Raw genomic sequence first — 22,229 nt, forward strand, 5'->3', positions numbered from 1 at the left:
GAGAGGGGGAGAGGGGGAGAGGGGGAGAGGGAGAAGGAAGTTAGTCAACTATCCACTGCTTAAAATCAAATTAGCGGCGATTTTGCCCGAATTTAACACGCCGGGGATTCCCGCGCCGGGATGGGTTCCCGCACCCACTAAATATAAATTCGGAATGGTTTCGCTGCGGTTGTGGGGGCGGAACCAGGCCGACTGAAACAAAGTCGGTTCGATAGAAAAGGCACTTCCGAGATGGCTGTTGAGTGTCGTGCGGAAATGACGGGGATCGATAAATCGTTCCGTGACGATGTGTTTCGATAAATTGGGCAGATAGTGACGTTCGAGAAACTCCACGATGCGATCGCGATATCTCGACGCCACAGTTTTCCAGTCGATATCTCCGGCTAAATTCGGCACGGGAGACAGCACGTACCAACTATCGCATCCCGGCGGCGCGAGACTGGGATCGGTCGCGGTCGGGTGGTGGAGGTACAGCGCGAAATCCTCCGCTAAATGGTGATGTTGAAAAATATCGTCCATCAACGTTCGATAGCGCGGTCCCATGAGAATCTCGTGATGCGCCATGTCGGGGTATTGTCGGTCGGTGCCGAAATACAACACGAACAGCGACATCGAATAGCGCAGGCGGCGCAACTGGGGACGCCGGAACCTCGGCGGAACTAAATGTAAATAGGTGTGGGCGACGTCGGCGTTACTCACCACCGCGTCTGCGGCCAACGCCTCACCGTCGGTCAACCGCACCCCCGTCGCGCGTTCCGTATCGGGGTCGATGGTAATGGCTTCGACGGGAGATTTTTGTCGCAGCGTCCCGTGTAACTGGCGAAACAGCGTCACCAACGCCTGCACCAGCGCCCCCGTTCCTCCGAGGGGAAACCACACCCCGAACTCTTGTTCGAGGCGGTGAATCATGGCGTAAACCGAGGGACTTTGAAAGGGATTGCCCCCGATTAACAGCGGGTGAAAGCTAAAGGCTTGGCGCAAGCGGGGATCTTTGAGATAGCGATTCACCAAACTCGTAACCGATCGATAGGTTTGCAAGCGCACCATGTCCGGGGCGACGCGCAACATATCGAGGAAACTCAGAAACGGTCGTTCCATCAGGGGCAATCCCGCCTCGAAAATGTCCGAAGCGGCTTGGCTGAAGCGAAGATAGCCTTTTTCGTCGCTGGGTTTAAACTGGCGAATTTGTTCGAGGAGCGCTTCGCGATCGCTGTTGTAGCGAAAGATCGAACCGTCGGGAAACCGGACGTTATAGAACGGATCGAGCCGGACTAATTTCACGTAATCGTCGATGTTTTTCCCCGCCACCTCGAACAGTTCCCGAATTAAGTTCGGGACGGTCACGATGGTCGGCCCGGCATCGAAGGTAAAGCCGTCTTGCTGGTAAACGACTGCCCGGCCGCCGGGTTGACTGCGTTTGTCTACCACAGTCACCGAACATCCGGCAGCTTGCAGGCGAATGGCGGCTGAGAGTCCTCCCAAGCCGCTTCCAATAACGACGACCTTCATAGTGATTCTAGTGAGTTAACGTCAAGTCGGGCTAAGGATGGCTTTTTCCTCCCAAATTGCTGAAACACTGTAACCTCGTTGCACGGCGAGCGGATCGAGTCAGGGCAGAATGAGGGTTTCAGCTTATCCCGAACTCAGGTTGAGTTATTTCTGGTGGAGAGCGGCTTCTAGACGTTCGACAATGGTACGGGCCAGCGGTGCGAACAACTCTTGTTTTTGTTGCGTTTCGGTTTCGGTGTCGCCCGAAGCCGTTTCGGTTTTAAAAGACAGTCCCGACTCGGCGTCGGGAACCAAGCGAATTCGACCTAAATCTCCGAGTCGCACGTGGGAAAAGCGATAGGAATAGACGCCTTCGGCTTCTTCGGTGGATACGGTGACACCGTCGGGAAGCGAGACGGGGAGAGAGTTCGCGGCTTGCGCTCCGTCAGTTTGGATGGTTCCGTCTTCGCGCACCCACATCGCCTGAATGCTGGAGGAACTGGCGATGACGATGACGGCTTCGGTTTCGGGGTTGTAGGTGCGGACTAATTCGGCCACGTTTTCTTTTGTAGCTGGGTCTGCCATCCACAGAACCGTGTCGCTGTGGTCTTGGGCGATGTAGTAAATGATGGTTTCGACGTCTTTTTGGTCGTAGAGAACGAGACCGCGATCGCCTCGGCGTTTCGATTGTGCGATCGCTTCGTCCACGGCGCAGGGTAGCAACACTGAAGCGACCTGTTCGCGCATACTGTCGTCCCAGGTCAGGGGATCGCGAAAGCGAGCTTTCCAGTCGTCTGGAACTCTAGCCATCATGCGATCGTAAATAGCGGGGGTCACGTCTACAGCAGGCGGACGCTCGGGAATAGGGGTCACGGTCTCGTTCCTCGGTCTCAACCCGTCAATTTTAACGTTAGGGTTCGCGCCGGTTCAAACCAATGCCCGGCGACGAGTGGTTTGTATCGCTGCGATCGACCGTTTTGTCGGGCGTTGAGGTTGGGGTTTCGGCGGTTGAGGTTTCGGATTTTGCCGGACGGGGAATAACTTTGGCTTCGCCGTCTTCGGCCAGTTCGGCGCGATCGCGCACCGTTGTCGGGACGGCCACCTCTTCGACTTCCGGCAGTTTTTCGACTTTCAAGTGGGAACTGTTCGCACCGGAAAGGCGTTTGAGCAGTTTCGGTTTGGGGGCGTGCAGCAAATAGATAATGCGATCGCCGGTTTCCCACGTATCGGAAGTCGAAAGCACCTGAAGCTGGCGATCGCGCTCTCGCAACAGTGGCACCAGTTCCCCAGAGCGAATTAACGCCTGTAAATGGGCTTTCTGGAACGCCACGCCCGGTTCTTCTAAGACGGTTTCCCCGAGCTTCACTTCCCCTTCCTTGAGGTACTGGTTCCACATTTTTAACGGGAACTCGGGCATCATAGCTTGTTTGATTTTCACCTTGTTGGCGGGCGCACTAGATTTGTCTCGCGGTAACAACGCCAACGTCCGGGGCGGCTCGAACTCTTCCATTGCCCGTTGTGCCAAAACGGTATTGACCTCTCCGTTACTGGTCATCGTCAGGAAAGTCCCCATCGACTCCAGCCCGGCTTCTTCTAACACTTCCGTATCCAACGCACTGCTGAGAAAGACCTTCAAATCCTCCCGTTCGGCTTCCCGACAGGCTTCTGGATCGGTATCGACCAGGGCGACCGCCTCGCCCCGTTCTTGGAACAACCGCGCGATGAGGCGGCTGAGGGGATTCGATCCCACGATCAACAAACCGGTGGCCGTCGTCGATTCGAGACCCAGCCAGCGCACCACCCATTTGGCGGTCAGTCCCTGTAACAGCACTGTGATAATAATCGTTAGGAACACTAAGGCTTTAATGGCGTCGCCCCCGTTAATGCCGCGATCGGTCAACAGGATCGAAAACAGAGAAGCCACGGAAGCCGAAACGATGCCTTTCGGCGCGATCCAGCTTACGAAGAGTTTCTGACGCCAATCCATGTTGCTGTTGCCGGTACAAATCCAGACGTTGAGGGGACGCACCACGAACATCAACACGGCCACGGTTCCCAAGCTACCCCACCCCAAGGCGAACAAACTGGGAATGGATAGGTCGGCGGCCAGGAGGACGAACAGCACCGACACGGCTAAAACCGTCAGCTGACTTTTAAAGCGCCTCAGCATCCGTTCTTCGGGCAAGGAAGACGCCCGCATGACCATTCCGGCGACGACGGTGGCCATCAACCCCGACTCGCTGACGAGGAACTGAGACAGAACGAAGAGAAACCAAACGCCGGCTAGGACGATGAGGTTTTTGAGTTCTTCGGAGAGGAAGTTGGCGCGGGTAATGAACTCGCTGAGCAGCCAACCGCCGCCCGCCCCGAGTGCGACGCCAATGCCCAAGCGCAGCAACAAGCCGCTGAGGACGCCGAGGGGATCGGCATCTCCGTTGAGAACGACGTCTAGGACTAAAACGGCGAGGATAGCACCGACGGGATCGATGAGGACACCTTCGCCTTCGAGGAGGGTTGCTACTTGTCGATCGACCCGGACTTGTTTGAGAAGCGGCGTCACGACAGTCGGCCCGGTGACGACGACTAAGGCGGCGTAAAGAAAGGCGATCGGCCAGGGGAATTCTGCCAAGCCGTGGGCGGCCATTCCCCCGCCGATAAAGGCGATCAGCGTGCCGAAGGTGACGAGGTTGCGTAGGCTCCCCGACACGCGCCCTAGATCCCGTAACTCTAAGCTCAATCCCCCTTCAAACAGGATCAAGGCCACCGAAAGGGAAACGATGACTTCGAGTCCGTTACCGAGCAAGGTCGGATTGACCCAGTGCAGACCGCTCGGTCCGAGGAGAATGCCGAATACGAGCAGAAAGACAATGCCGGGTACTTTAAAATATTCGGCGAGGACTTGTGACCCGATCCCGGCTGTTACGGTCAGGACGATTAGAAGCGTAATCTCAAAGGATGCGTCCATAAGGCTGAAACGTCAGCTACCATCCGCACGATCGCTCGACTCGAAGTTTCCCGTGGCGTTGATGCTCGGGTCGTTCTTCGAGCGAGACGATATCGAACGGGGCGACCTGCCGCACGCGACCGTCACCTTTTTTTGTTAGCGTAAACTGTTTTTGGAAAAATTGGTACAAATGCAGACTGTCTGACTCGTCAAAGACAAGTCAGAACAGAATAACATAACTCGATCGATTCGATGCCTCTGTCTGTGGAGAGAGAAGGGTAAAAAACGAGAAAAAAACGCGCGATCGCAGGGGGTGAGACGGTTGAATTTCAATTAATTTGATTTTTTAATCGTTTGCGGGTCGTTTGTTTTTTCCCTTCCATCGCCCCGGCGTCAAACCCGCGTCAAAACCGATCGACACTGGAGACGTAGACGGGTTCGAGACGGATAGCCACGATGCTCGACGGACGGGCGACCATATACTCTCCCTGAATGTTTTTGAGGGGAATGTTAATAAAATCGTCGGATTGGGCTTTCGGCTTCAGCTCGCTACCGTACCATTTTTGAAAGTCTTCGATGGTGGGAAACCGCACTTCTTCTCGTTGTCCGCCGATTAAGAACAGGTGAACGGCGTATTCGCTAGGTTTGGGCATAGTTGAGATCGTGGTAAAAATAGGGGGCGCTCTGCGATCGCGTGGGTGGGAAAACGCCGTGACGCCTGGGGTCGTGGGTGTCTCGACGTCGCGATCGCATTCCAAACTAGGATACCAAACGGAATCGCTGTAACATCGTTTCCATCACGGTCGGTAACGCACGCTCGAGTCCGGCCTCGTCGCTGAATTCGAGCTGTTGGTACGTGGGTAAGTCGAACGGAAATCGACCCGAGAGGTCGCGGCGGTTCTGGCGAGCGAGGAGAATATGCTCGACAGGTTTGCTTTGTAAGGCGTAACCGAGTTCGATGCAGACGTTGGGACTCGGTAACAACTGCGATTCGTCGCCTCCCGTTGCGGCTAAGGGGGTGGTGTCGGCGACGACGAGCAGACTTTTGCGGATTTGTCGCAGTTGGTGGGCGCTCAGACGGATCGCACCCTCGAGGGGAAGTTGGGATAGTTCGAGGGTTAAGGGAACGCGCGATCGCCGGTTGAAGTCGGTTAAAAACTGTTCGAGACGCTCTTGTAACTGCTCGCTGGCTTGGGGATAAGCGCTTTGACGAGATAGGAAAATTTTCGGCTCGAGATGGGCGAGAACGTCGTGTTTGGTGAAGTAAATTTCGTGACTGCTCAGATCGATGTTAGAAATGGCGTACCCTCCACTTCCGTCGATGTAAAATTCCACCCGTTCCCCGGCTAAATAGCGGTTAAACCACTCGGTTCGCTCGATTTCGGCGCTTTCTTCGAGGAAGTCCGCTCGCAAGCCCGATTTCAACAGGCTATTTTTGCTCAAGCGAATGTCGTGGGGGCGTTTTCTCAGTTCTGCGATCGGCTCGTATTTTTCGATGTACCAACCTCGTAATGCAATGATGGCCATAGCTTTCGTATCCCCCAGACGATTTTTTGCGAACTTATTATTATAGCAAACTATGCCAGGTTTCCCAAAAAGTCAGACTGCGATCGACGCTATCGCAAAAATTCCGTAGTGGCGTTGCATACAACGGTATACAGCGCCGCTACGGGGTTCGTGTCGAGATCTCTCTCGTATCGAGATTGCTTGGGAGGTGAATTCTTCCGTCTTAACGGCTCGCAGCGGGGTTTTGGCGACAGCACAGACGCATTAAAATCCATACTGAGGCCAGTTTGAGCAGTTCTAAAATCCAGTACCCTTGGTGCATCGACGCCATTGCTGTCGGAATTTCTACAGTGGGATCGAGCGGGTTTAACTGTACCCCTAGCGCACTCATCTGCGGCGTAAAGAAATAGGTATAGGTTAGGGCGACGCCTAACAACAAAATTGAAAGGATAATGGCTTTGCGCGTTTGAGTGCCGAAAAAGTGCCGCGTTTGGTTTAAAACCAACACGCTGGTTAGGGCTAATCCCGCAAATATTAATTCGAGGTGATTGAATCGCTCGAACGTTAGATATCCCACAGAGGCGAATCCGGGTTCTGTCATCATACCCATTGCGTACAAACTCGGCATGACGACTAAGTCTAGGACGAGGCTACCGCCAAACCACAGGGCGAGAACGACGGAAAGAACGGTTTGCCATGAGGGACGTTGGTGTCCCGAACCCATAAACGCAGTCATCGCGATCTCCGTCTTTTTGTATCTATTTCTAGGGTAGCGAGGTTTGACTCTTGGAAATATGAAAAATCGTTGCGATAACCGACCCCAATTCGGGCGGTTTTCTGGGGGGCGATCGCCCCGGCTCGAGGGCGAAAACGCTTCGAGAAAAGCTGTTTGCAACCTATGGTAAACGGGACGATTTCGGCGGTTTGGCGATCGCGTTTTATTCAACGAAGTTCATCACGTTTTGTAACGTTTCTCGTCGTTCTGTATCGGTGTTCGTTCGGGCGAAAATGTGACGGACGATTTCGGCGATCGTATTGCCGTTTCGTTGCGTCCCCTCAGCCTCTCTCGTTATCTTGTAAGTTGCATCAAGTTGCGTCGAACGCCTGTTCGAGACAACGTCGCACGCGATCGCTCTACAAAACCGAAAACTTCATCAATGACCCAAAAAGCTGTTGTATTGCTATCGGGAGGTCTCGATTCCTCCACTGTTCTCTACCAAGCCCGAGCGGACGGATTCGACTGTTACGCCATATCCTTCGACTACCAGCAACGCCACCGTCGCGAACTCGAGGCCGCTGGCGCGATCGCCGAAGCCGCTGGGGTGAAAGACCATCAAATCGTCCGCTTCGACTTAACGCGGTGGGGAGGGTCGGCGTTGACGGATGCAAGTCTCGATCTTCCCGAGTCGCGATCGCTCGAGGACATGGGACGAGATATCCCGATTACCTACGTTCCCGCTCGCAACACCATTTTTCTCAGTTTCGCTCTCGCCTACGCCGAAGTTCTCGAGGCCGAACGCATTTACATCGGTGTCAACGCCCTGGATTACTCCGGCTATCCCGACTGTCGCCCAGATTATATCGCTGCGATGCAAGAAGCGTTTCGTTTGGGAACGAAACAGGGGCGTGAAGGAACTTCGATCGCGATCGAAACCCCGCTGATTCAACTGAAAAAAACCGAAATTATTCAACTCGGTAACAGCCTCGGCGTCCCTTGGGAAAAAACCTGGTCATGCTACGCAGGAGGCGATCGCCCTTGCGGTATCTGCGATTCCTGTCGCTTGCGTCTAGCCGCTTTCGCCGAACTCGGCTTAGAAGACCCAGGGTTTCGACAGTCGTAGGGTGCGCGTTTTACAGTGAACAGTGAACAGTGAACAGTGTTTCAGTTACCAGTGAGTCGTAGGGTGCGTGACCTAAAGACACGACAAATATGCCGCGAAACCGGCCAACTCGTCACGCACCGACTCCACAGTTGACCGTATCTTCCTGTCCCCTGGTCGCCTTGTCCCCCTTGTCTTCCGGGTCTTCCGGGTCTCTCAAGAAAACGCCTGTCGGTCGAACGGAAGGGGTCGTTCGTCAAAGGTCGAGGTGGAGGCGACGACTTGACGGGGAAGTTCGATGTGGAAAGTCGAACCGGAACCGACTTCGCTTTCGACGGAAATTCGGCCGTTCATCATTTTAACGAGGGCTTCGGTAATGGCTAAGCCCAAACCCGTTCCGGTGTGGGTGCGGGTGGAGGTATTGTCGAGCTGCTCGAAGGTGGCGAAAACTCGCTTGAGATTTTCGGGGGCGATACCGATTCCCGTGTCGCTGACGGAGAGAGCGACACGATCGCTCGAGGGTTCCCAAACTCGCAGTTCGATCGCCCCTTCTTCGGTGAATTTGAGCGCGTTCGAGAGTAAGTTGGTAAAAATCCGGCGAACCGCATGGCGATCGTTGACTACGATGGGATTCGACAGTTCGATCGAGTATCGTAGTTCTAGGTTTTGACGCTCGATGGAGGGTCGAAATTCGGAGACGGTCGCCCGACTTAACTCTGCTAAATCGAACCGTTGTAGTCGTAGTTCGAGATCTCCGGCTTCGAGTTTCGAGCGATCGAGAATGTCGTTGAGCAACCGGAGTAGGTGTTGACCGTTGTGAAGAATGCGTTCGAGCTTTTCGGAAAACGTTCCGTCGCAGCGATCGCGATACTTGCGGAGCAGTAGTTGGGAAAATCCGATAATAGCGTTGAGGGGCGTTCGCAGTTCGTGGGACATGGTGGCCAAAAACGCCGATTTCATGCGCGAGGCTTCTAATACGGCTAAGTTTTGACGGCGAATTTGTTCTCGCTGGCGCACCAATTCCTGGTTGTGCTGTTTGAGGAGTTCGTTTTGAGCGGCGATACGTTCTTCGATTTGTTTGCGCTCGGTAATGTCGTTTATCACCCCGGCGACGCGGATCGGTCGTCCCGAGTCGTCCCGCTGAACTTTTGCCCGTAAGGTACAGTAACGATAGTCTCCGTTACTGTGCTGCAAGCGCAAGTCGAGGCGGTAGGGAACGCTGAGATCGAGGTGTTCGCGCAAGCGCTGGTGGTTGCGAGCGCGATCGCCGGGATGGATCAGTTTACAGAAGGCTTCGTAGGTGCGGGGGAGGGTTTCGAGTTCTAAGCCGAGTATTTCGCACAGGCGATCGTTACCTCGTAAGGTGTTGTTGACCGGGTTCCAATCCCAAACCCCTTCGTGAGATCCCTCGATGACAAACCGATATTTTTCTTCGCATTCGTGATGTTTTTGTTGGGTGCGATCGCGCTCCCGTCGCAGGCGATTGACTTGTATCGCATAGCGTAACGCTATCCCCAATCCTTCTGGGGTAAAGCGATCGCGACAGAAGTAGTCGATCGCGCCGAGATCTCGGTTCGCGTTTTCCGTTTCGCCGTTGCAGCGAGAACCGACTGCGATGACGGGAATTTTTACCCCAGCATTTCGCAACGCTAGCAGTGGGTTGCGCTCGCCGACGCGCTCGGTATCGATGGCGATACAGTCGAAGCGATGGTGGTTTAGCGCAGCGATCGCACTCGTTTCGTCTCCGACGATCGAAATTTCAGCCCGAAAGTTTTCATCGAACGGCGAGCCGGACGTTAGTGTGGTGATGGCTGGATCTTGCTGGTCGAAGCCCAAGGCTAAAATATCGAACGTTGAGTGCATAGGGGAGGGGGCTAGAAGCCGTCGGGTCGTGGAAATCTCCTTGGCGTGAAAGGGTGAAAATATCGAAGAGCCTGCCTTATCTTAAATTTAGATAAAATTAATGCGATATTGCCTCTATCGTAAGGAGTAGGTTTTTTGAGTTTGGGAGGTTCTGAGGTTCGCGTGAGATCGCCGCTCTGACCGTTTCTGGCGTTTTTTCTCGGGGTCAACGTCTGAGAGTCCTCCTACAGTAGATCTATTGACCCACTTTTGAAACGGCGATCGCTATTTTTTTGAACGACATGGAACGACACGGAATAGCAACAACTATGATTCGCATTGTTCTCATTGAAGATCACGAACTCACGCGAGTTGGCTTGCGGGCGGCTCTCCAACAAACTGAAAGAGTCGAAGTCGCCGGTGAAGCTGCCAACGGAAAACAAGGACTCGCGGTTCTCGAAGCCGTGAAGCCCGATGTGGCGATCGTCGATATCGGATTGCCCGACATCGATGGCATCGAACTGTTAGAACGCTTTCGTCAGGAACACCCCGAGAGCGAGACGAAAGTGTTGATTTTGACGATGCACGACAACGAAGAGGCGGTTTTAGCTGCCTTCGCGGCCGGTGCCGATTCCTACAGCATGAAGGACGCGAGCCTCGATCGCTTGCTCGAAGCGATCCGCATTACTCACGAAGGTAACACGTGGATCGACCCGGCGATCGCACAAATTGTATTGCGTCAGGTTCGGAAAACGCCGTCTCTCGTTGCCAGTGTTGCAGAATCTACACCGTCAGATACGCCGATCTCCGAACGCGAACCCCGCGACGAGGAAACGACAAATATTGAGGGTGTCAATTCAGAAGTCCAGCAAATTATGGAGTCCGATCCGCTCACGGCTCGAGAGTTGGAGATTTTAGAACAAATCGTCGCCGGATGCAATAACGCGCAAATTGCCGAAAAACTTTACATTACGGTCGGCACGGTCAAAACCCACGTTCGCAGTATTCTCAATAAGCTCTGTGTCGACGATCGCACGCAAGCCGCCGTTCGAGCCTTGCGATCGGGGTTAGTGAATTGAGATCGCCGAACGCTTAACACATAGGTCGTTAAGACAACCCATTTTTTCAAGAAAGTTGGGAAAGTTCGATCGGTTTTTCGGCGATTCTCAGTCCAAAACGAGCCGATCGAACGAGAGCCGTTTTAACGGAGGACGACGGAGTTGGCGGTACGACGTTGCCAAAATGGAGCGTCGAGCCAACGCCGTTCGAGATCGTAATGGAGATGTCGCAGCTTCAAATACGTTTCAAAATGACGCTCGAGTCCGTTCTGATACTGGTCGAGTAAGGCTCTGTCGTGACGAGTCAGATATTCGTTGAGAGCGACAGCCGCGTGACTTCCCGAGGTCATCGCGTATCCGATTCCCATCGACGAGAGCGGATCGAAGGCAGTTGCCGCATCCCCGACGGCCATCCAATTGTCGCCGACGGCGCGATCGAGAATGTGAGAGTGTGCGGGTTTGACCGCTAGGGGGCCGATCCGCGTTCCTCCTCGAGTTCGCTGGTAAGTTTGGTTTGTTTTAGAGAGCAGGCGACTCCACGACGAGGCTTTGTGGAGTTGCTGCTGCCGCATAATATCGATATCTGTCATGAAGGCGATGCTTAAGGTTCCATCGGGTAAATATGCTGAATACCACCATCCTTCAGGGACAGATTCGACTAAAATTTCTTCGGGTTGAGGGCGATAGGTGGCGTCAAAGTACAGAAACGCGGTAATGCCGACGAGAGAGTCGCAGACGATGGATTTAGCCCCCAAACGCTTGGCTGCTCTCGATTGTCTTCCCGTGGCATCGACGAGATAGTGCGAGTCTAACGAAAACGGTTCGCCAGAAGCATGGCTTAGAAAAAGTCGCCACCCTCCGCCTTCTAGAAGTTCGCCTTCTTGACATTTAGTTTGTAAGAAAAGTATCCCTCCTCGATGGGAGACACCTTCGGCTAACATCCGATCGAATTGTCGGCGATCGAGTAGATAACCTTCGCCAAATTGACTGAACAGGGACGGTCGAGAGTTGAGGAAGGCATTTCCCCACAAGGCCGAACTGTTGTAAACCGGTTTGTGACCGTCGGCTAGAAACGATTCTTTAACTTGTAAGTAATCGAGTAAAGGTAGCAAACTGGCTGAAACGTTTTCTCCGACCCGAGCTGTTTCGTACTTCGTTGTTTCGATAACCGCTACTTTTAAGTTGGAATAGAGGCAGAGCGTCAACGCTAAACTCGTTCCAGCCGGACCGCCACCTAAAATCGCAACGTCAACTTCTTGGACTCGTTTCATTTCAAATTTTAGTTGAATCCAATCGACAGCAAATGAAAGTCGAGGGCATCTCAAATCTGGAAATTCATCGATCGAGGAGGTGTTGGATTTTGCTGTCGTTGTCCTTCAGCTATCCAACACTCGGGTTTTGACGATCGTTGAGATGCACCCGATGCCCCCACTCGAGTCTCCCATCCTCGGGTTTGAAGAGGTGAGGAAACTCTAAGGCTCAGTTAGAAGCGAATTCGCGTTCCCGAACGAGGTATCCGTTGCCGCTCGTCTTCTACGACCTCAATTTCCTTAAACATATCCAGTTCGGCTGCGAGACCGAGCGATCGCAGTTGAGAACGGCGCACTTCTTTTTGTTGTTCGAGTGTCTTTAGATAAAAGACGAGAACATCTGTACCGTCATCGTCAGGACGATTGGTAATGTCACTAATCGGCACAGACTCGTAAGCAAACATTGTGTTGTTTCGCTCGGTTTCTACGATATAGGGAAACAGTTGTGCGCTCGATCCTGTATTTTGATTGCGAATAAACGCTAAATACGACCAGCCATTGTTGACCATTTGTTTGTAACTGTTCACGCCTCGAATGAAGTTCACTTGTAATCCAGCGGGAACGCCCGATATATCTTGTTCTGAGGCAGTGCGATCGTTACTCAAAACGTTCCAAGGTGCTTGCGGCGGCCACCAGTAAGAGTAATAGGTTGGTGGCTTGGGAACCATCTGTCCTTCTGCGTTTTCTTCTTTATTGACGTTCGGATCTGTGAAGTTAACGAACTGTATCGAGCAGTTGAAGAAATCTGCTTGCCAGGGAATCGCCATACGCTTGGTTAAATCGCCGGGTTCGCATCCTCCTCCGTTACATTCGTCTCGACTCGGAGACAAACCGGTATCCGTGTAATCGTCTTGATGCCATGCGATGTGATAGGGAGATTCGTAGACGATCGGATTTTGGGTCGTCCAAGTGACTTCGATTCCAGGGCATTGAGGTAAGCCGACGACGTTTCCGACACTGGCGCGATCGCGATCGTCTACACCGACATAAGACTCGTATGTTGGGGTGTTTTCAAATTTACCGTCAGCCCATTGTTTGAGTATAAAATACTGTGTTTGAGTCAGTGACAGAAATTTTTCAATGTTATCGTTACTGACAGAGTTGCTACCAGAGTTGAGCGGCATCAACGGCAGCCCATCATCGCTAAATAGGGTAAATTGACGGCTTTCTGGAAAAGTTGCAGGATTGGGAGGTTCGGGGACTTGAAAATAGGAAAAATACTGTTGCCGATGAGCTTTGTTATCTGGAGACGGATCGCCAAAGTCAAAGATATTAGATGAAAAGGCGAGCATCGATTGAACGTTCGCGACCCAATGATATCCTGCAATTCGTAGGATTATGGGTAAAATGTCCCGTTGGTAGTTTGCCTGAAAGTTATCGTTCCAAGTTCCACCTTGATACATCTCTGGAACTAGATTAAAGTGGCGCACGCTCAAATCAAAAATTGTATCGTCCCATGAAGAGATATTTGTGATTTGCGGTGCAAAATCTGGCGGGCCGACGATCGCCCACGCTTTGAGAACTTGTGGAGGCTCGCCATTGCTAAATGTGATAGTACAAGTCACCGATCCGTCTGAAATGTCGTCGTACCAAGTGTCAGCACCTCCATAGCTAGATAGGGGAAGATCTCCGCCAGATTTACCAAACCCACCCAAGACCAGTAAGCGTCCGGAGCTGTCGGTTTTCAGAGTACCAAGGGTGTCGATCGGGTAGCCATAGGTGACAGATTCAGGTGGAAAATTTCCGTGTGGATAAGTACTCGGAATACTGCTGCGATCGATGTTTTCATTCTGGTTCGTTCCGGCGATCGTTCGCGGTCCGGGATCGATAATTAGGGTTTGGCGGTTAGCTGCATTCTTATTCCTTAATTCGACATTCTGATTGGTATAGCTATTGGCATCTCCAAACAAGAGATTTCCTTTGTATTCTGAGAATTGATACCACGCTGCTTTTTTATTTGCCAGATGTACTGTCCATTCGATCGATGCCACATCAGCATGAGTTACGGTCAGTTCTTCTTCAGTTCCGGTCGTGGAGTTTTTTCGATAAACCCGAAACTTTTGCGCCTGCCGTTTTATCTTTCCACTCGCATCTTTAAAGCTATTAAAAGGGACTGACTGCTCGTTTCCATATTCATCGCACTCGATCGGCAATGCTCCGATTTGGTTGGGTGCGAGAAAAAACTCGGTTTCGCTATTGCCCACTCGGGCAACTCCGATCGATGGATGAATTGAATAGGTATAACTCATTTCCAATTTGAGTGAGGTACATTAATAAGACGATTTTCAGAGAGCATTTCTGAATTTTTTTCAAAATTTTAGTAAAAGAGCGATCGCAGTTTTAAAATCGATATATAGTAATTTAATTAATTTAATATGCGACAACACTCCGGACAGTTTTTGACTGACAACGAGAGAATGCGGGTTTCAGCCATCTCTTAAGACCGTTCATCTAACGAGAGAATGCGGGTTTCAGCGCTTGCCTAGAAAAATGTCCGGACTATTGATGCGATCGCATTTCACAAATTGGATATATGTACAAAACTATATGCACAAAGCTGACGCATTTAGCCCATTTGTAGTGGGAAACACTCATCCAATAAGCTGGGTTTCAAGAAGTCTTCACAATATTCCCCCTTAGCTCCCCTCTCCTTTGGGGGATTGGGGGGATGGAGGGGCTTGTCCGGTTGTCCGGTTGGATAAAACCAGTCTTTGAGTTGGATTCCGTATCAGACGTTCGGCTAGTTCAGTCGAGCCGTTGAGTCGCCGAGCGTTTACCGTTGAAGCCTCAGTCGAGGTGCGGATAGATCGTTCTACGAAAGTGAAATGCAGCCCATTGACGGGTACATCTCGATAGATGTAAAAACCCGAAGCTCTGGGTAGTTTGAGTGGAACGGAGTGGAACCCAACAGCCGCTCGATCGAGGAGGTCAGCTTGCATCCGATGAATTTACATTTTTGAAATGCTCCTGCGATCGCACGTCCTGAAAACTTCAATTTACGGTTACGATCTGACCTCAACTATCAAACCCGCTTAAACAAAGCTTTCGTTCGGGTTTGCCGCAATGCAAGCCGTAGCAGAAATCGAACGGCTTTGTCTAATCCACCTCCTAACGGCCCGTAAGTAATTGTAGTTCCAGATAGAGAGGCTTTCGCTCTTAATCCATCAATATAAATCCACTCCATGACTGTTGCAGGAGAGAGAAGTTGGCAATAATGAAATCCTCTAGCTGAGGGAATAAAGTAATTAATGGGAGTTTTCATCACCCTCGCTTTGACTTGACAAAATTGTTCGTTGTTTATCGTGACGTAGTTGTATTTAGGATACACCCATATCCATAGCGGACCCGCTGCGATAAACGGAACGCTATCTTCGCCCATTGCCATTTGTATGCCAAATTTATCGAAGTATTGGCGCGCCTTGTCTCCAGCGTGTTCTAACGCCCATTGATAGACGTTTTGATTGATTTCGTTTCCTCTCGAAGATCCGTCTGTTTCTTCAAAGTTAGGATTGCTGACCCCTGCATATTGCCAAATTTTTTGGCGAGAATTCAGTTTCGATCGCAAGGAAAATGCTGCGATGGGAAAAAAGCCCGTGTCGAAATCGTCTAAAAAGTTATACAAGGCTTGGGTTACACTAGAGACAGTCAGCGTGCATTCTGTAGCGGTTTGCTGGTTTCCATCGCAGGGAGGTTTTCCATTGTTTAAAGGAGGCTCGATCCTGGGAATGTGAACGCTAGGATTTGCAAAAGGATTGTAAGTATAAGAACGGTGAAAACTATCGATGGCAGTGATATCAAACGGAACGGGCGAGCGATCGCGACCTGCCATGATTGGATTAGCTCGTTCTTGAATCCAAGGAGAATACGCCGTACATTTGGGATCGTTACGGGGTTGGTTATCGATTTCGACACGATAACAGGCAGGTTTAAAACCGTTATATCCCTCCATCAAAAAAGCATCGAGAATAGGTTGAAGGGTTTGTTGGGTCTCGAAACATTTTTCTTTCAGAAAAACACGACTGTCTTTCGTATCGGTATCGGGTAGCTGCGTGTTGAGAAAGTGATAAGCTAACTGACCAATTTGCTGACGAACTTCTTCATCTGAGATTTGGGGTTTGAGATCGAAGTCAGCGACATAGGAGACGGGTTCGCCTGAAGCGAATTGCATATGAGTGGCTCCCTCGATCGCCACGACGGGAAAGTTATCTAGATCGGTTTCTGTTTCTGGATTAATCTGTTGATACCAAAATGCCGTTGCAATTCGTGTAATGCGAGCCAGTCCATCTAACGTGCCGCCGATGGTTAAGGTTGGAACGCTGTATTGAATCTCTGTTTTTCCAGCGTCACTCAATTGGGAAACATAGGTCTTATTTAAAAAAGATCCCATTAGAATCTGACCTTTTGCCCGCTCGGGAAAGCTTTTAAGATATTTTTGAATGGCGATTCCGCCGACAGAATGGGCGATAAAAAAAATATTGTCTGTATCGGGCATTCCCTCTTGTTTCATTTGACTGAGAACTTTATCGATCGCCAATCCAGTTTCGCGGGGAATGGGAGAGTCACCAATAAACTGAGGAATGCCAACCCAAATTTTTAAATTGGGGGCGGCATCTTGAATAGATTTAGCAATCGGACAATATCGATCGATGGGAATTCCTTCTCCTTGAATAAAAACGATCGCAACTTCAATTCCTTCCGGTTGGCTGGGTTGGATAACGATCGGCGATCCCGCCCAATTATTGGCATAGCTGAGTTGAATTAAAACGACAAACAGTAATAAAAATCCAATTAGGCCGACTCCAAACCAAAGTAGGTGAGTAATCGTGGTATCTCCAATCTGTTGGTTCGCGATCGCCGCTGCCACGAGTAAAATTGCGAAAACGAACGATATCAGCAAAGTCAAACTGTTGCCGAGCCAGAAGAATTTTTTGCAAGACATTGTTTTTATCTGTATTCGTAGTTTATTGTGCTACCTTGCTTGCTTCTGAGTTAGGAGAAGCCATGAGTTTTTGAACGAACAGAACACTCGCAACAAATAAAATCGGTCCAGAAACTCCACCTGGAAAGTAATGCTGCAAAACGAGCCAAGTTCCGATATGAAACATTCCATTGAGGAGTTCGATAATTCCCCATCCCCACATTAAGTAAATGCTCCATTGACTGCCTCGACTGACACTTGGCACGGAGCCTAACATTAACGCAATGATGAGATAGTTCAACACGGCAAATAAATCTGCACTAATTCCAAAAATGGGAATCCAAGGAAAGTGTTGATGCAAAACCTCACTCATACTGTGGAAGTAAGTATACAGTTCGGTATAGGTTTCTTCCATGCTGTGAACGACTTGAACGAGTCCCAAAATCCAGTAACTTTGGGCAAGTTTGACCGGTCGATCTTCTATCATCGATCGCTTCTCCATGAAGTGAGTTCTAGCCTGAGTTATCGATCTTTTCAGTTTTCAACTTTATGTTGATTTATGTTGAATACTTTGCCGAGCTGTGTTTTAGCTTTACTAACTCTCGAAGGTTGGGGTTCGTTCAGAGCGATCGCAAACCCAAACTAACGGGGTGCATCTCAAAAATGTAAGTTTATCGGATCGGAGTCTCTGCACTGAATTAAGCTGTTGTTGGGTGGAGCGATCGCGAAACTCAACCTACCTCAAACTCATATTTTTACATCCATTGAGATGCACCCAACTAATGTGCGATCTAAAAACGATACTCTAACTCGAGGTTTCGCCGTTTTTTTGGAAAACCCAAACGACAATTTGTATGCCGCGATCGCAATACAGTTCGATCGTTTTGTGAAAACTGTCTAGGTCGTGTCGCCGCTTTCGCTCGAGAGGCGATCGAGCGTTACAACATTACCAAAGCAGTTGAAAGAAGTAGATTTGGACGATAATGCCGAGATTGAGAAAAATGACAGCTGTAAAATGCCACCATTGATTAAAGGTCGATTCTGCGAGTATTCCTTCGACTACCCCTCCTAGCATCAACAGAGTCGGGGCTAATCCTGCCAAAACGACAGGTAAGTTCGCTGCTGCTAAGGCTGGAGTGAAGAGGTGAAAATACGCAACGAAGTTTACGATCGCATTGACGATAAAGACGACAAGAATTGAAACGGCTAAAGGGAAAACGGGTTGGTTGTCGATCGGATAAATCGTGGCTTTTGGGTTTTGAGGGCCGATAAAGGCAACGATACCACTCACGATCGCAAAAGTGAGAGTGATTTTGTTGATGCCAAATACTCCCAAGGAAAATGCTAGAAGTCCAGCACCTTGAAGAACAAACAGTAACTTGTATGCGACTTCACGAAGCCATTCGTTATTGAAGTCTTTGATATCAAAGTCCGAGTCGAGAGGATTTTTGAAATGCACGACTTGCCAGCCTTCATATTCGTGCATCATAATTCCAGTCAATCCGCCGAATGTTTGAATGATGGGGGCGATCGCGAGTAAAAAGACTTGTATGTCCGTTCCGAGAATGGCTTTTAACGCACTGGAATGCTGGAAAATTAAAAACGATAAAATAAAAGCAGGAACGAACGGAAGCCAATGAACCAATTCTACAAGGTTGAGTATCCAGCCACGCGCGTATTTAGCGAGATCCTGTTCGACCAGATAGGTTTTTGGCTCGGGTTTTTGCCATTCCCATCCTGGCTCTGGATAATACCCTAGGTTCGGATTAGATTCCTCATGATAGTTGTCGGACAGACTGGTTTTAATTTCCATGGATTTATTGCTGAATTTCATCAAAACTCACTCAAATTGTCACACGGTACAGTCGGTGTTAATATAATTCAAATGAGGAGGGGAGCGAGATGTTCGTAAAACAATAGCGTTCGTAACGGCTATCGTTTTCGGTGAGTCTATGTCGGTTTCATCTTCTTCAAAAAAGTATTCTTTCAACTCTTGAGATAAAATTTTGCGAGATTGAGAGATGCGTTTGCAAACGTTTGCATAAGAAATAGCTTGTGCTTCTGCTATTTTTTGGTAAGATAGCTCTTCATAAAAATGTAGAATAAATGTCTCGCGAAGCCGAATTGGTAAATTTTGAATTGCTCGATGAATTATGAATCTTTTTTCATTCATTTCTAATATGATTTCTGGCGTATTGTCTGTTGTGTTTACATCTTTTTCTTCAGAAATTTTTTCTAGATTTATTATTCGGTTAGTATGTCGGCAATGTTCTCGATGAATATCGATGCAAAGGTTATATGTTAATTGGGTTATCCAGCTTTTGAAATTTTTGATTTCTCCTCTATGCTTTTGTGATTTTTCCCAGGCTTTAATTGTTGCTCGGCTTAGGGCATCTTCAGCATCGTTATAGTTCCCCATCCACTTCAAACAGCAATAAAATAAGCGGGAACGATCGTGTTGCCAATGTTTCCAGAAATTTTGAAGTACGGGGTCGTTTTGTAACTGATATGCTGAAGTTTTACGAACAAATTGAGACTCTGACATTGATTTTGAACGCATGATGTACTTTCGAGACTCAACGGTACAGTTTTGAAAGTCTCGTTATCTATCTGTTTGGGCATTTTAAGCTTATAAAAATGCCCGTAAAATATTTTTGCCGATCGCACGTTTGTTTTGCAAAAGGCTTAGCCAATCTATAAGAGGTGTTTAGATCTCCCGAGTTACTGTGGATTGTGATGTAACTTTTCGTCAAGTATAACTAGGAGATCTTCATAAATTAAGAAACGATATCAATCTAACTTCTGTTTTAATAGAATGTCAAGTTTTTAGTTTTGTAAACAAATGTAATATCTGTTTATAGCAACAAGCAAAAAGTTAAAAAGTAGGTTGGATAAAGCTTACAGCTTGTTGGGTTTCGATATTGGCTCGTTTTTGTAGACTGTAGGTTTACAAATCATAGAGTTTTTCGATGGAATTATTTAATTTAATGTTTTAATCGATCGATTTCGATCGACTTATCTTTTTGTATAACACTCTATAAGCTATAGGTTAAAAATAACATAGAGTTATGCTGCTATTTTTGTGAAGCTCGATCGCCGATCTTTCAAACGGCAGTAATCTCGGGGTCTCTCTTTAAATTTTAGATCTTCGTTCGTTATGTTTTGAAACTAAAAAGTAATATAAATTTTAAGTCGTGTAGTTTTTTAGCATTTTTAACGCATCATACAATTCGCACTCTGGAGCATCCAGAGGCGATCGCGCGTCGCTCGTGGTGGGTCTAACACTCCATCCGTTTCCGATAAACTGGATTTCAAGAAGTCTTCACCACAGAGGCACAGAGGACACAGAGAAGGGCTTGTCGCATTCGGTACAACCACTCGACAGAAGGTCGTTTACAATTCTCGGAACCGATACATTACCACACCCGACACAGGATCGTTGTCAACGTCCACGTAGCCGGTTTTCACCAACTCCATTAACAACTGTTCCGTTTCCACAAACGACATTCCCGTCGCCATCACCGCCTGCGTGACCGAGAGTTGGCCGTCGTGGGTACTCGCGGCACGAATCAACTTAACGGTTTTCTGGTCTTTCGTCGGAGTCGGCAACGTTTGCGTGACGACGCTTTGAGGTTGCAGGGGAACGCCAGCCTCAGACAGACCGAGCTTGGCTTTGGCTTTGCGTTCGTATTCGTCCACGAGGTTCGGCATGAGGAACAAATCGACGAAACTGCCGAGATCTCCGATTACCGGAATCATCCACAACAACCCCGTCCAGATTTGGCCGTTGTAGAACCGATGTAATCCTTTGAGGGGTCTGAAGTAAGTCCCGAAAATAAACCCCACAAGCCACAATCCATAACTCGTTCGAACGCGATCGCGGTGTTCGGCTTCGGTGGCGGGACTGGCTGCATCCGTTAAATGAGAACGTGCCGAGAACGACGGTGACGGACGAGTATCGGTTTTCGAGTCGAGAACAGATAGGGGTCGCTTGAGGTCTTTGAGAATCTCGTCCGCCGAGCGGTATCGCCGTCCCGTTCCCGGTTCGAGCATTTTATCGAGGACGTGACAGAACGATTCGCTTAAGGGACGATCGCCGATGCTGTAATCGCGCCATACCCAATTTCCCTCGCTGCTGTCGTAGAGATCGAATGGGGGAATATCGGTCAGTAAGTGAATGCAGGTGACGCCTAAGCTGTAGAGGTCGCTGGCGAAGGTGGCTTTTCCCAAGGCTTGCTCGGGGGCAGCGTATCCGGCGGAACCGATGGTGGTTCCCGTGGCGGCGAGATTGGCGGTCGTTACCAGTTTGGCCGCTCCGAAATCGACGAGGTACAGTCGGCCGTTGCTGCCTTGGATGAGGTTTTCGGGTTTGATGTCTCGGTGGATGACTTGGCGATCGTGGACGAATTGTAGAACGGGTAAGATTTCCTGTAACAGTTGGCGAATTCGAGCTTCGCTAAAACAGCCTTCCTCGTGCAGTTCTCGCTCTAGGTTCCGTCCGTCGATAAATTCTTGAATGAGGTATTGTCGCCCGTTCCACTCGAAATAGGCGAGCAAATCGGGAATTTGAGGGTGACGACCGAGGCGATCGAGCCGTTCGGCTTCTTGACGAAAGAGTTCGGCGGCTTTGGCGCGGTTTCGCGTTCCCTGTTCGTTGGGATCGAACTGTTTGATGACGCAGGGAGGACGAGATGGTTTGTGTTCGTCGAGACCGAGAAACGTGCGTCCGAACCCCCCAACGGCGATCGGTCGAACGGCACGGTAGCGATCGCTGACTTGCAGGGGAAACCCACAACTGAGACAGTGGCGATCGCTATCGGAATTTTCGGGTTGGGGACAGTCGGGATTGAGACAGAACGTCATAGCTGCCGGGAATAGAGAGACTGTCGAGTCTGCTGGTGCTTCTTTATTATTGTGGCAAATTTGTAACGATCTCGTTCGACGGCAGTGCTGTTACGCGACAGTCGAGAGTCTCTGTCATTAACAGAACTTTACGGATTGTTGCAACTTTTAACAAAACCAGAGGGGCGCGTCTCTCATCCCGTTGGTACACTGAAACTCATAGCTAATTCGACCTACCAAGATTCGTCGCAGCGCTCCAACCATAGCCAATAGGCTTGGTTGGTGGTGAAGCGGCGGTGAGTTGAGGTGCGTCCCCTGAACAATGCGATAGCGAGAGAAGGAGATAGCGCCGAAACGAGCAATCAAATATAATTGATAAGGTGGTAACACGCTGAAAACATACGGATAGCTCATCCAGTAGGCAGCCCAGAAGTAACGGTTAAGACACTGGCAACCTGTATAGAGCATAAAGCCCAAAACAAAAAATCAGATCCGTCCGGC

General features: G+C 49.8%; 16 protein-coding genes. 2 read left to right on the forward strand and 14 right to left on the reverse strand.

Translation table 11 applies throughout. The annotated features are described in order from the left end of the window. Window positions 1-48: 48 nt before the first annotated feature. The 6 genes from POG22_RS03190 to POG22_RS03215 form a co-directional block, all read right to left on the reverse strand. A complete protein-coding gene (locus tag POG22_RS03190) occupies window positions 49-1,509 on the reverse strand; it encodes a phytoene desaturase (protein ID WP_498903589.1) in 1,461 nt (486 codons plus the stop codon). A 144-nt stretch (window positions 1,510-1,653) separates the two neighbouring features. Next, window positions 1,654-2,361 carry a hypothetical protein gene (locus tag POG22_RS03195; RefSeq protein WP_498903591.1) on the reverse strand — a complete coding sequence of 236 codons (708 nt, stop codon included), beginning with the start codon at window positions 2,359-2,361 and terminating at the stop codon, window positions 1,654-1,656. 37 nt (window positions 2,362-2,398) lie between these two features. Then, window positions 2,399-4,453 (reverse strand): cation:proton antiporter, encoded by a 2,055-nt coding sequence (locus POG22_RS03200; protein WP_498903593.1) that lies wholly within the window; start codon window positions 4,451-4,453, stop codon window positions 2,399-2,401. Between the two features lie 383 nt (window positions 4,454-4,836). After that, complete coding sequence (locus POG22_RS03205; RefSeq protein ID WP_017663428.1) at window positions 4,837-5,085, reverse strand: hypothetical protein; 249 nt, start codon at window positions 5,083-5,085, stop codon at window positions 4,837-4,839. Between the two features lie 106 nt (window positions 5,086-5,191). Beyond that, window positions 5,192-5,959 (reverse strand): hypothetical protein, encoded by a 768-nt coding sequence (locus tag POG22_RS03210; RefSeq protein WP_498903595.1) that lies wholly within the window; start codon window positions 5,957-5,959, stop codon window positions 5,192-5,194. 202 nt (window positions 5,960-6,161) lie between these two features. Then, window positions 6,162-6,674: a DUF4149 domain-containing protein gene (locus POG22_RS03215; RefSeq protein ID WP_017663430.1), complete on the reverse strand. Its 513-nt coding sequence runs from the start codon at window positions 6,672-6,674 to the stop codon at window positions 6,162-6,164. 421 nt (window positions 6,675-7,095) lie between these two features. On the opposite strand from POG22_RS03215, the gene queC reads away from it, so the two are divergent. After that, window positions 7,096-7,779 (forward strand): 7-cyano-7-deazaguanine synthase QueC, encoded by a 684-nt coding sequence (gene queC / locus POG22_RS03220; protein WP_498903608.1) that lies wholly within the window; start codon window positions 7,096-7,098, stop codon window positions 7,777-7,779. A gap of 195 nt (window positions 7,780-7,974) precedes the next feature. Here queC and POG22_RS03225 read toward each other — a convergent pair whose 3' ends face one another. Then, window positions 7,975-9,621 (reverse strand): hybrid sensor histidine kinase/response regulator, encoded by a 1,647-nt coding sequence (locus POG22_RS03225; RefSeq protein ID WP_498903597.1) that lies wholly within the window; start codon window positions 9,619-9,621, stop codon window positions 7,975-7,977. 308 nt (window positions 9,622-9,929) lie between these two features. Here POG22_RS03225 and POG22_RS03230 point away from each other — a divergent pair, with 308 nt between their 5' ends. Then, a complete protein-coding gene (locus tag POG22_RS03230; protein ID WP_245555508.1) occupies window positions 9,930-10,679 on the forward strand; it encodes a response regulator in 750 nt (249 codons plus the stop codon). Between the two features lie 122 nt (window positions 10,680-10,801). Here POG22_RS03230 and lodB read toward each other — a convergent pair whose 3' ends face one another. The 7 genes from lodB to POG22_RS03265 all read right to left on the reverse strand — a co-directional run bounded on the left by lodB (window position 10,802) and on the right by POG22_RS03265 (window position 21,749). After that, complete coding sequence (gene lodB, locus POG22_RS03235) at window positions 10,802-11,929, reverse strand: lysine-epsilon-oxidase maturase LodB (RefSeq protein ID WP_498903600.1); 1,128 nt, start codon at window positions 11,927-11,929, stop codon at window positions 10,802-10,804. Between the two features lie 212 nt (window positions 11,930-12,141). Beyond that, on the reverse strand, window positions 12,142-14,217 hold the full coding sequence (gene lodA / locus POG22_RS03240) for a CTQ-dependent lysine 6-oxidase LodA (RefSeq protein WP_498903602.1): 2,076 nt from the start codon (window positions 14,215-14,217) through the stop codon (window positions 12,142-12,144). 773 nt (window positions 14,218-14,990) lie between these two features. Continuing rightward, window positions 14,991-16,907 carry an alpha/beta hydrolase family protein gene (locus POG22_RS03245; protein WP_498903604.1) on the reverse strand — a complete coding sequence of 639 codons (1,917 nt, stop codon included), beginning with the start codon at window positions 16,905-16,907 and terminating at the stop codon, window positions 14,991-14,993. 22 nt (window positions 16,908-16,929) lie between these two features. After that, entirely contained in the window at window positions 16,930-17,373 is a 444-nt protein-coding gene (locus tag POG22_RS03250) for an HXXEE domain-containing protein (RefSeq protein WP_144054067.1), read from the reverse strand. Between the two features lie 459 nt (window positions 17,374-17,832). Then, window positions 17,833-18,699: a hypothetical protein gene (locus POG22_RS03255; protein ID WP_063716781.1), complete on the reverse strand. Its 867-nt coding sequence runs from the start codon at window positions 18,697-18,699 to the stop codon at window positions 17,833-17,835. 39 nt (window positions 18,700-18,738) lie between these two features. Then, window positions 18,739-19,446 carry an RNA polymerase sigma factor gene (locus POG22_RS03260; protein WP_498903606.1) on the reverse strand — a complete coding sequence of 236 codons (708 nt, stop codon included), beginning with the start codon at window positions 19,444-19,446 and terminating at the stop codon, window positions 18,739-18,741. Between the two features lie 833 nt (window positions 19,447-20,279). Further along, a complete protein-coding gene (locus POG22_RS03265; RefSeq protein ID WP_063716779.1) occupies window positions 20,280-21,749 on the reverse strand; it encodes a protein kinase domain-containing protein in 1,470 nt (489 codons plus the stop codon). Between the last annotated feature and the right edge of the window lie 480 nt (window positions 21,750-22,229).

The organism is Geitlerinema sp. CS-897 (assembly GCF_028368005.1).
Classification (GTDB): Bacteria; Cyanobacteriota; Cyanobacteriia; order Cyanobacteriales; family Geitlerinemataceae; genus Baaleninema; species Baaleninema simplex.

Excerpts from the sequence above, each read along its gene's own strand:
- POG22_RS03190 (WP_498903589.1), bottom strand. The coding sequence starts at position 1,509 with ATGAAGGTCGTCGTTATTGGAAGCGGCTTGGGAGGACTCTCAGCCGCC.
- POG22_RS03200 (WP_498903593.1), bottom strand. The coding sequence starts at position 4,453 with ATGGACGCATCCTTTGAGATTACGCTTCTAATCGTCCTGACCGTAACA.
- POG22_RS03205 (WP_017663428.1), bottom strand. The coding sequence starts at position 5,085 with ATGCCCAAACCTAGCGAATACGCCGTTCACCTGTTCTTAATCGGCGGA.
- POG22_RS03210 (WP_498903595.1), bottom strand. The coding sequence starts at position 5,959 with ATGGCCATCATTGCATTACGAGGTTGGTACATCGAAAAATACGAGCCG.
- POG22_RS03215 (WP_017663430.1), bottom strand. The coding sequence starts at position 6,674 with ATGACTGCGTTTATGGGTTCGGGACACCAACGTCCCTCATGGCAAACC.
- queC (WP_498903608.1), top strand. The coding sequence starts at position 7,096 with ATGACCCAAAAAGCTGTTGTATTGCTATCGGGAGGTCTCGATTCCTCC.
- POG22_RS03225 (WP_498903597.1), bottom strand. The coding sequence starts at position 9,621 with ATGCACTCAACGTTCGATATTTTAGCCTTGGGCTTCGACCAGCAAGAT.
- POG22_RS03230 (WP_245555508.1), top strand. The coding sequence starts at position 9,930 with ATGATTCGCATTGTTCTCATTGAAGATCACGAACTCACGCGAGTTGGC.
- lodB (WP_498903600.1), bottom strand. The coding sequence starts at position 11,929 with ATGAAACGAGTCCAAGAAGTTGACGTTGCGATTTTAGGTGGCGGTCCG.
- lodA (WP_498903602.1), bottom strand. The coding sequence starts at position 14,217 with ATGAGTTATACCTATTCAATTCATCCATCGATCGGAGTTGCCCGAGTG.
- POG22_RS03245 (WP_498903604.1), bottom strand. The coding sequence starts at position 16,907 with ATGTCTTGCAAAAAATTCTTCTGGCTCGGCAACAGTTTGACTTTGCTG.
- POG22_RS03250 (WP_144054067.1), bottom strand. The coding sequence starts at position 17,373 with ATGATAGAAGATCGACCGGTCAAACTTGCCCAAAGTTACTGGATTTTG.
- POG22_RS03255 (WP_063716781.1), bottom strand. The coding sequence starts at position 18,699 with ATGGAAATTAAAACCAGTCTGTCCGACAACTATCATGAGGAATCTAAT.
- POG22_RS03260 (WP_498903606.1), bottom strand. The coding sequence starts at position 19,446 with ATGCGTTCAAAATCAATGTCAGAGTCTCAATTTGTTCGTAAAACTTCA.
- POG22_RS03265 (WP_063716779.1), bottom strand. The coding sequence starts at position 21,749 with ATGACGTTCTGTCTCAATCCCGACTGTCCCCAACCCGAAAATTCCGAT.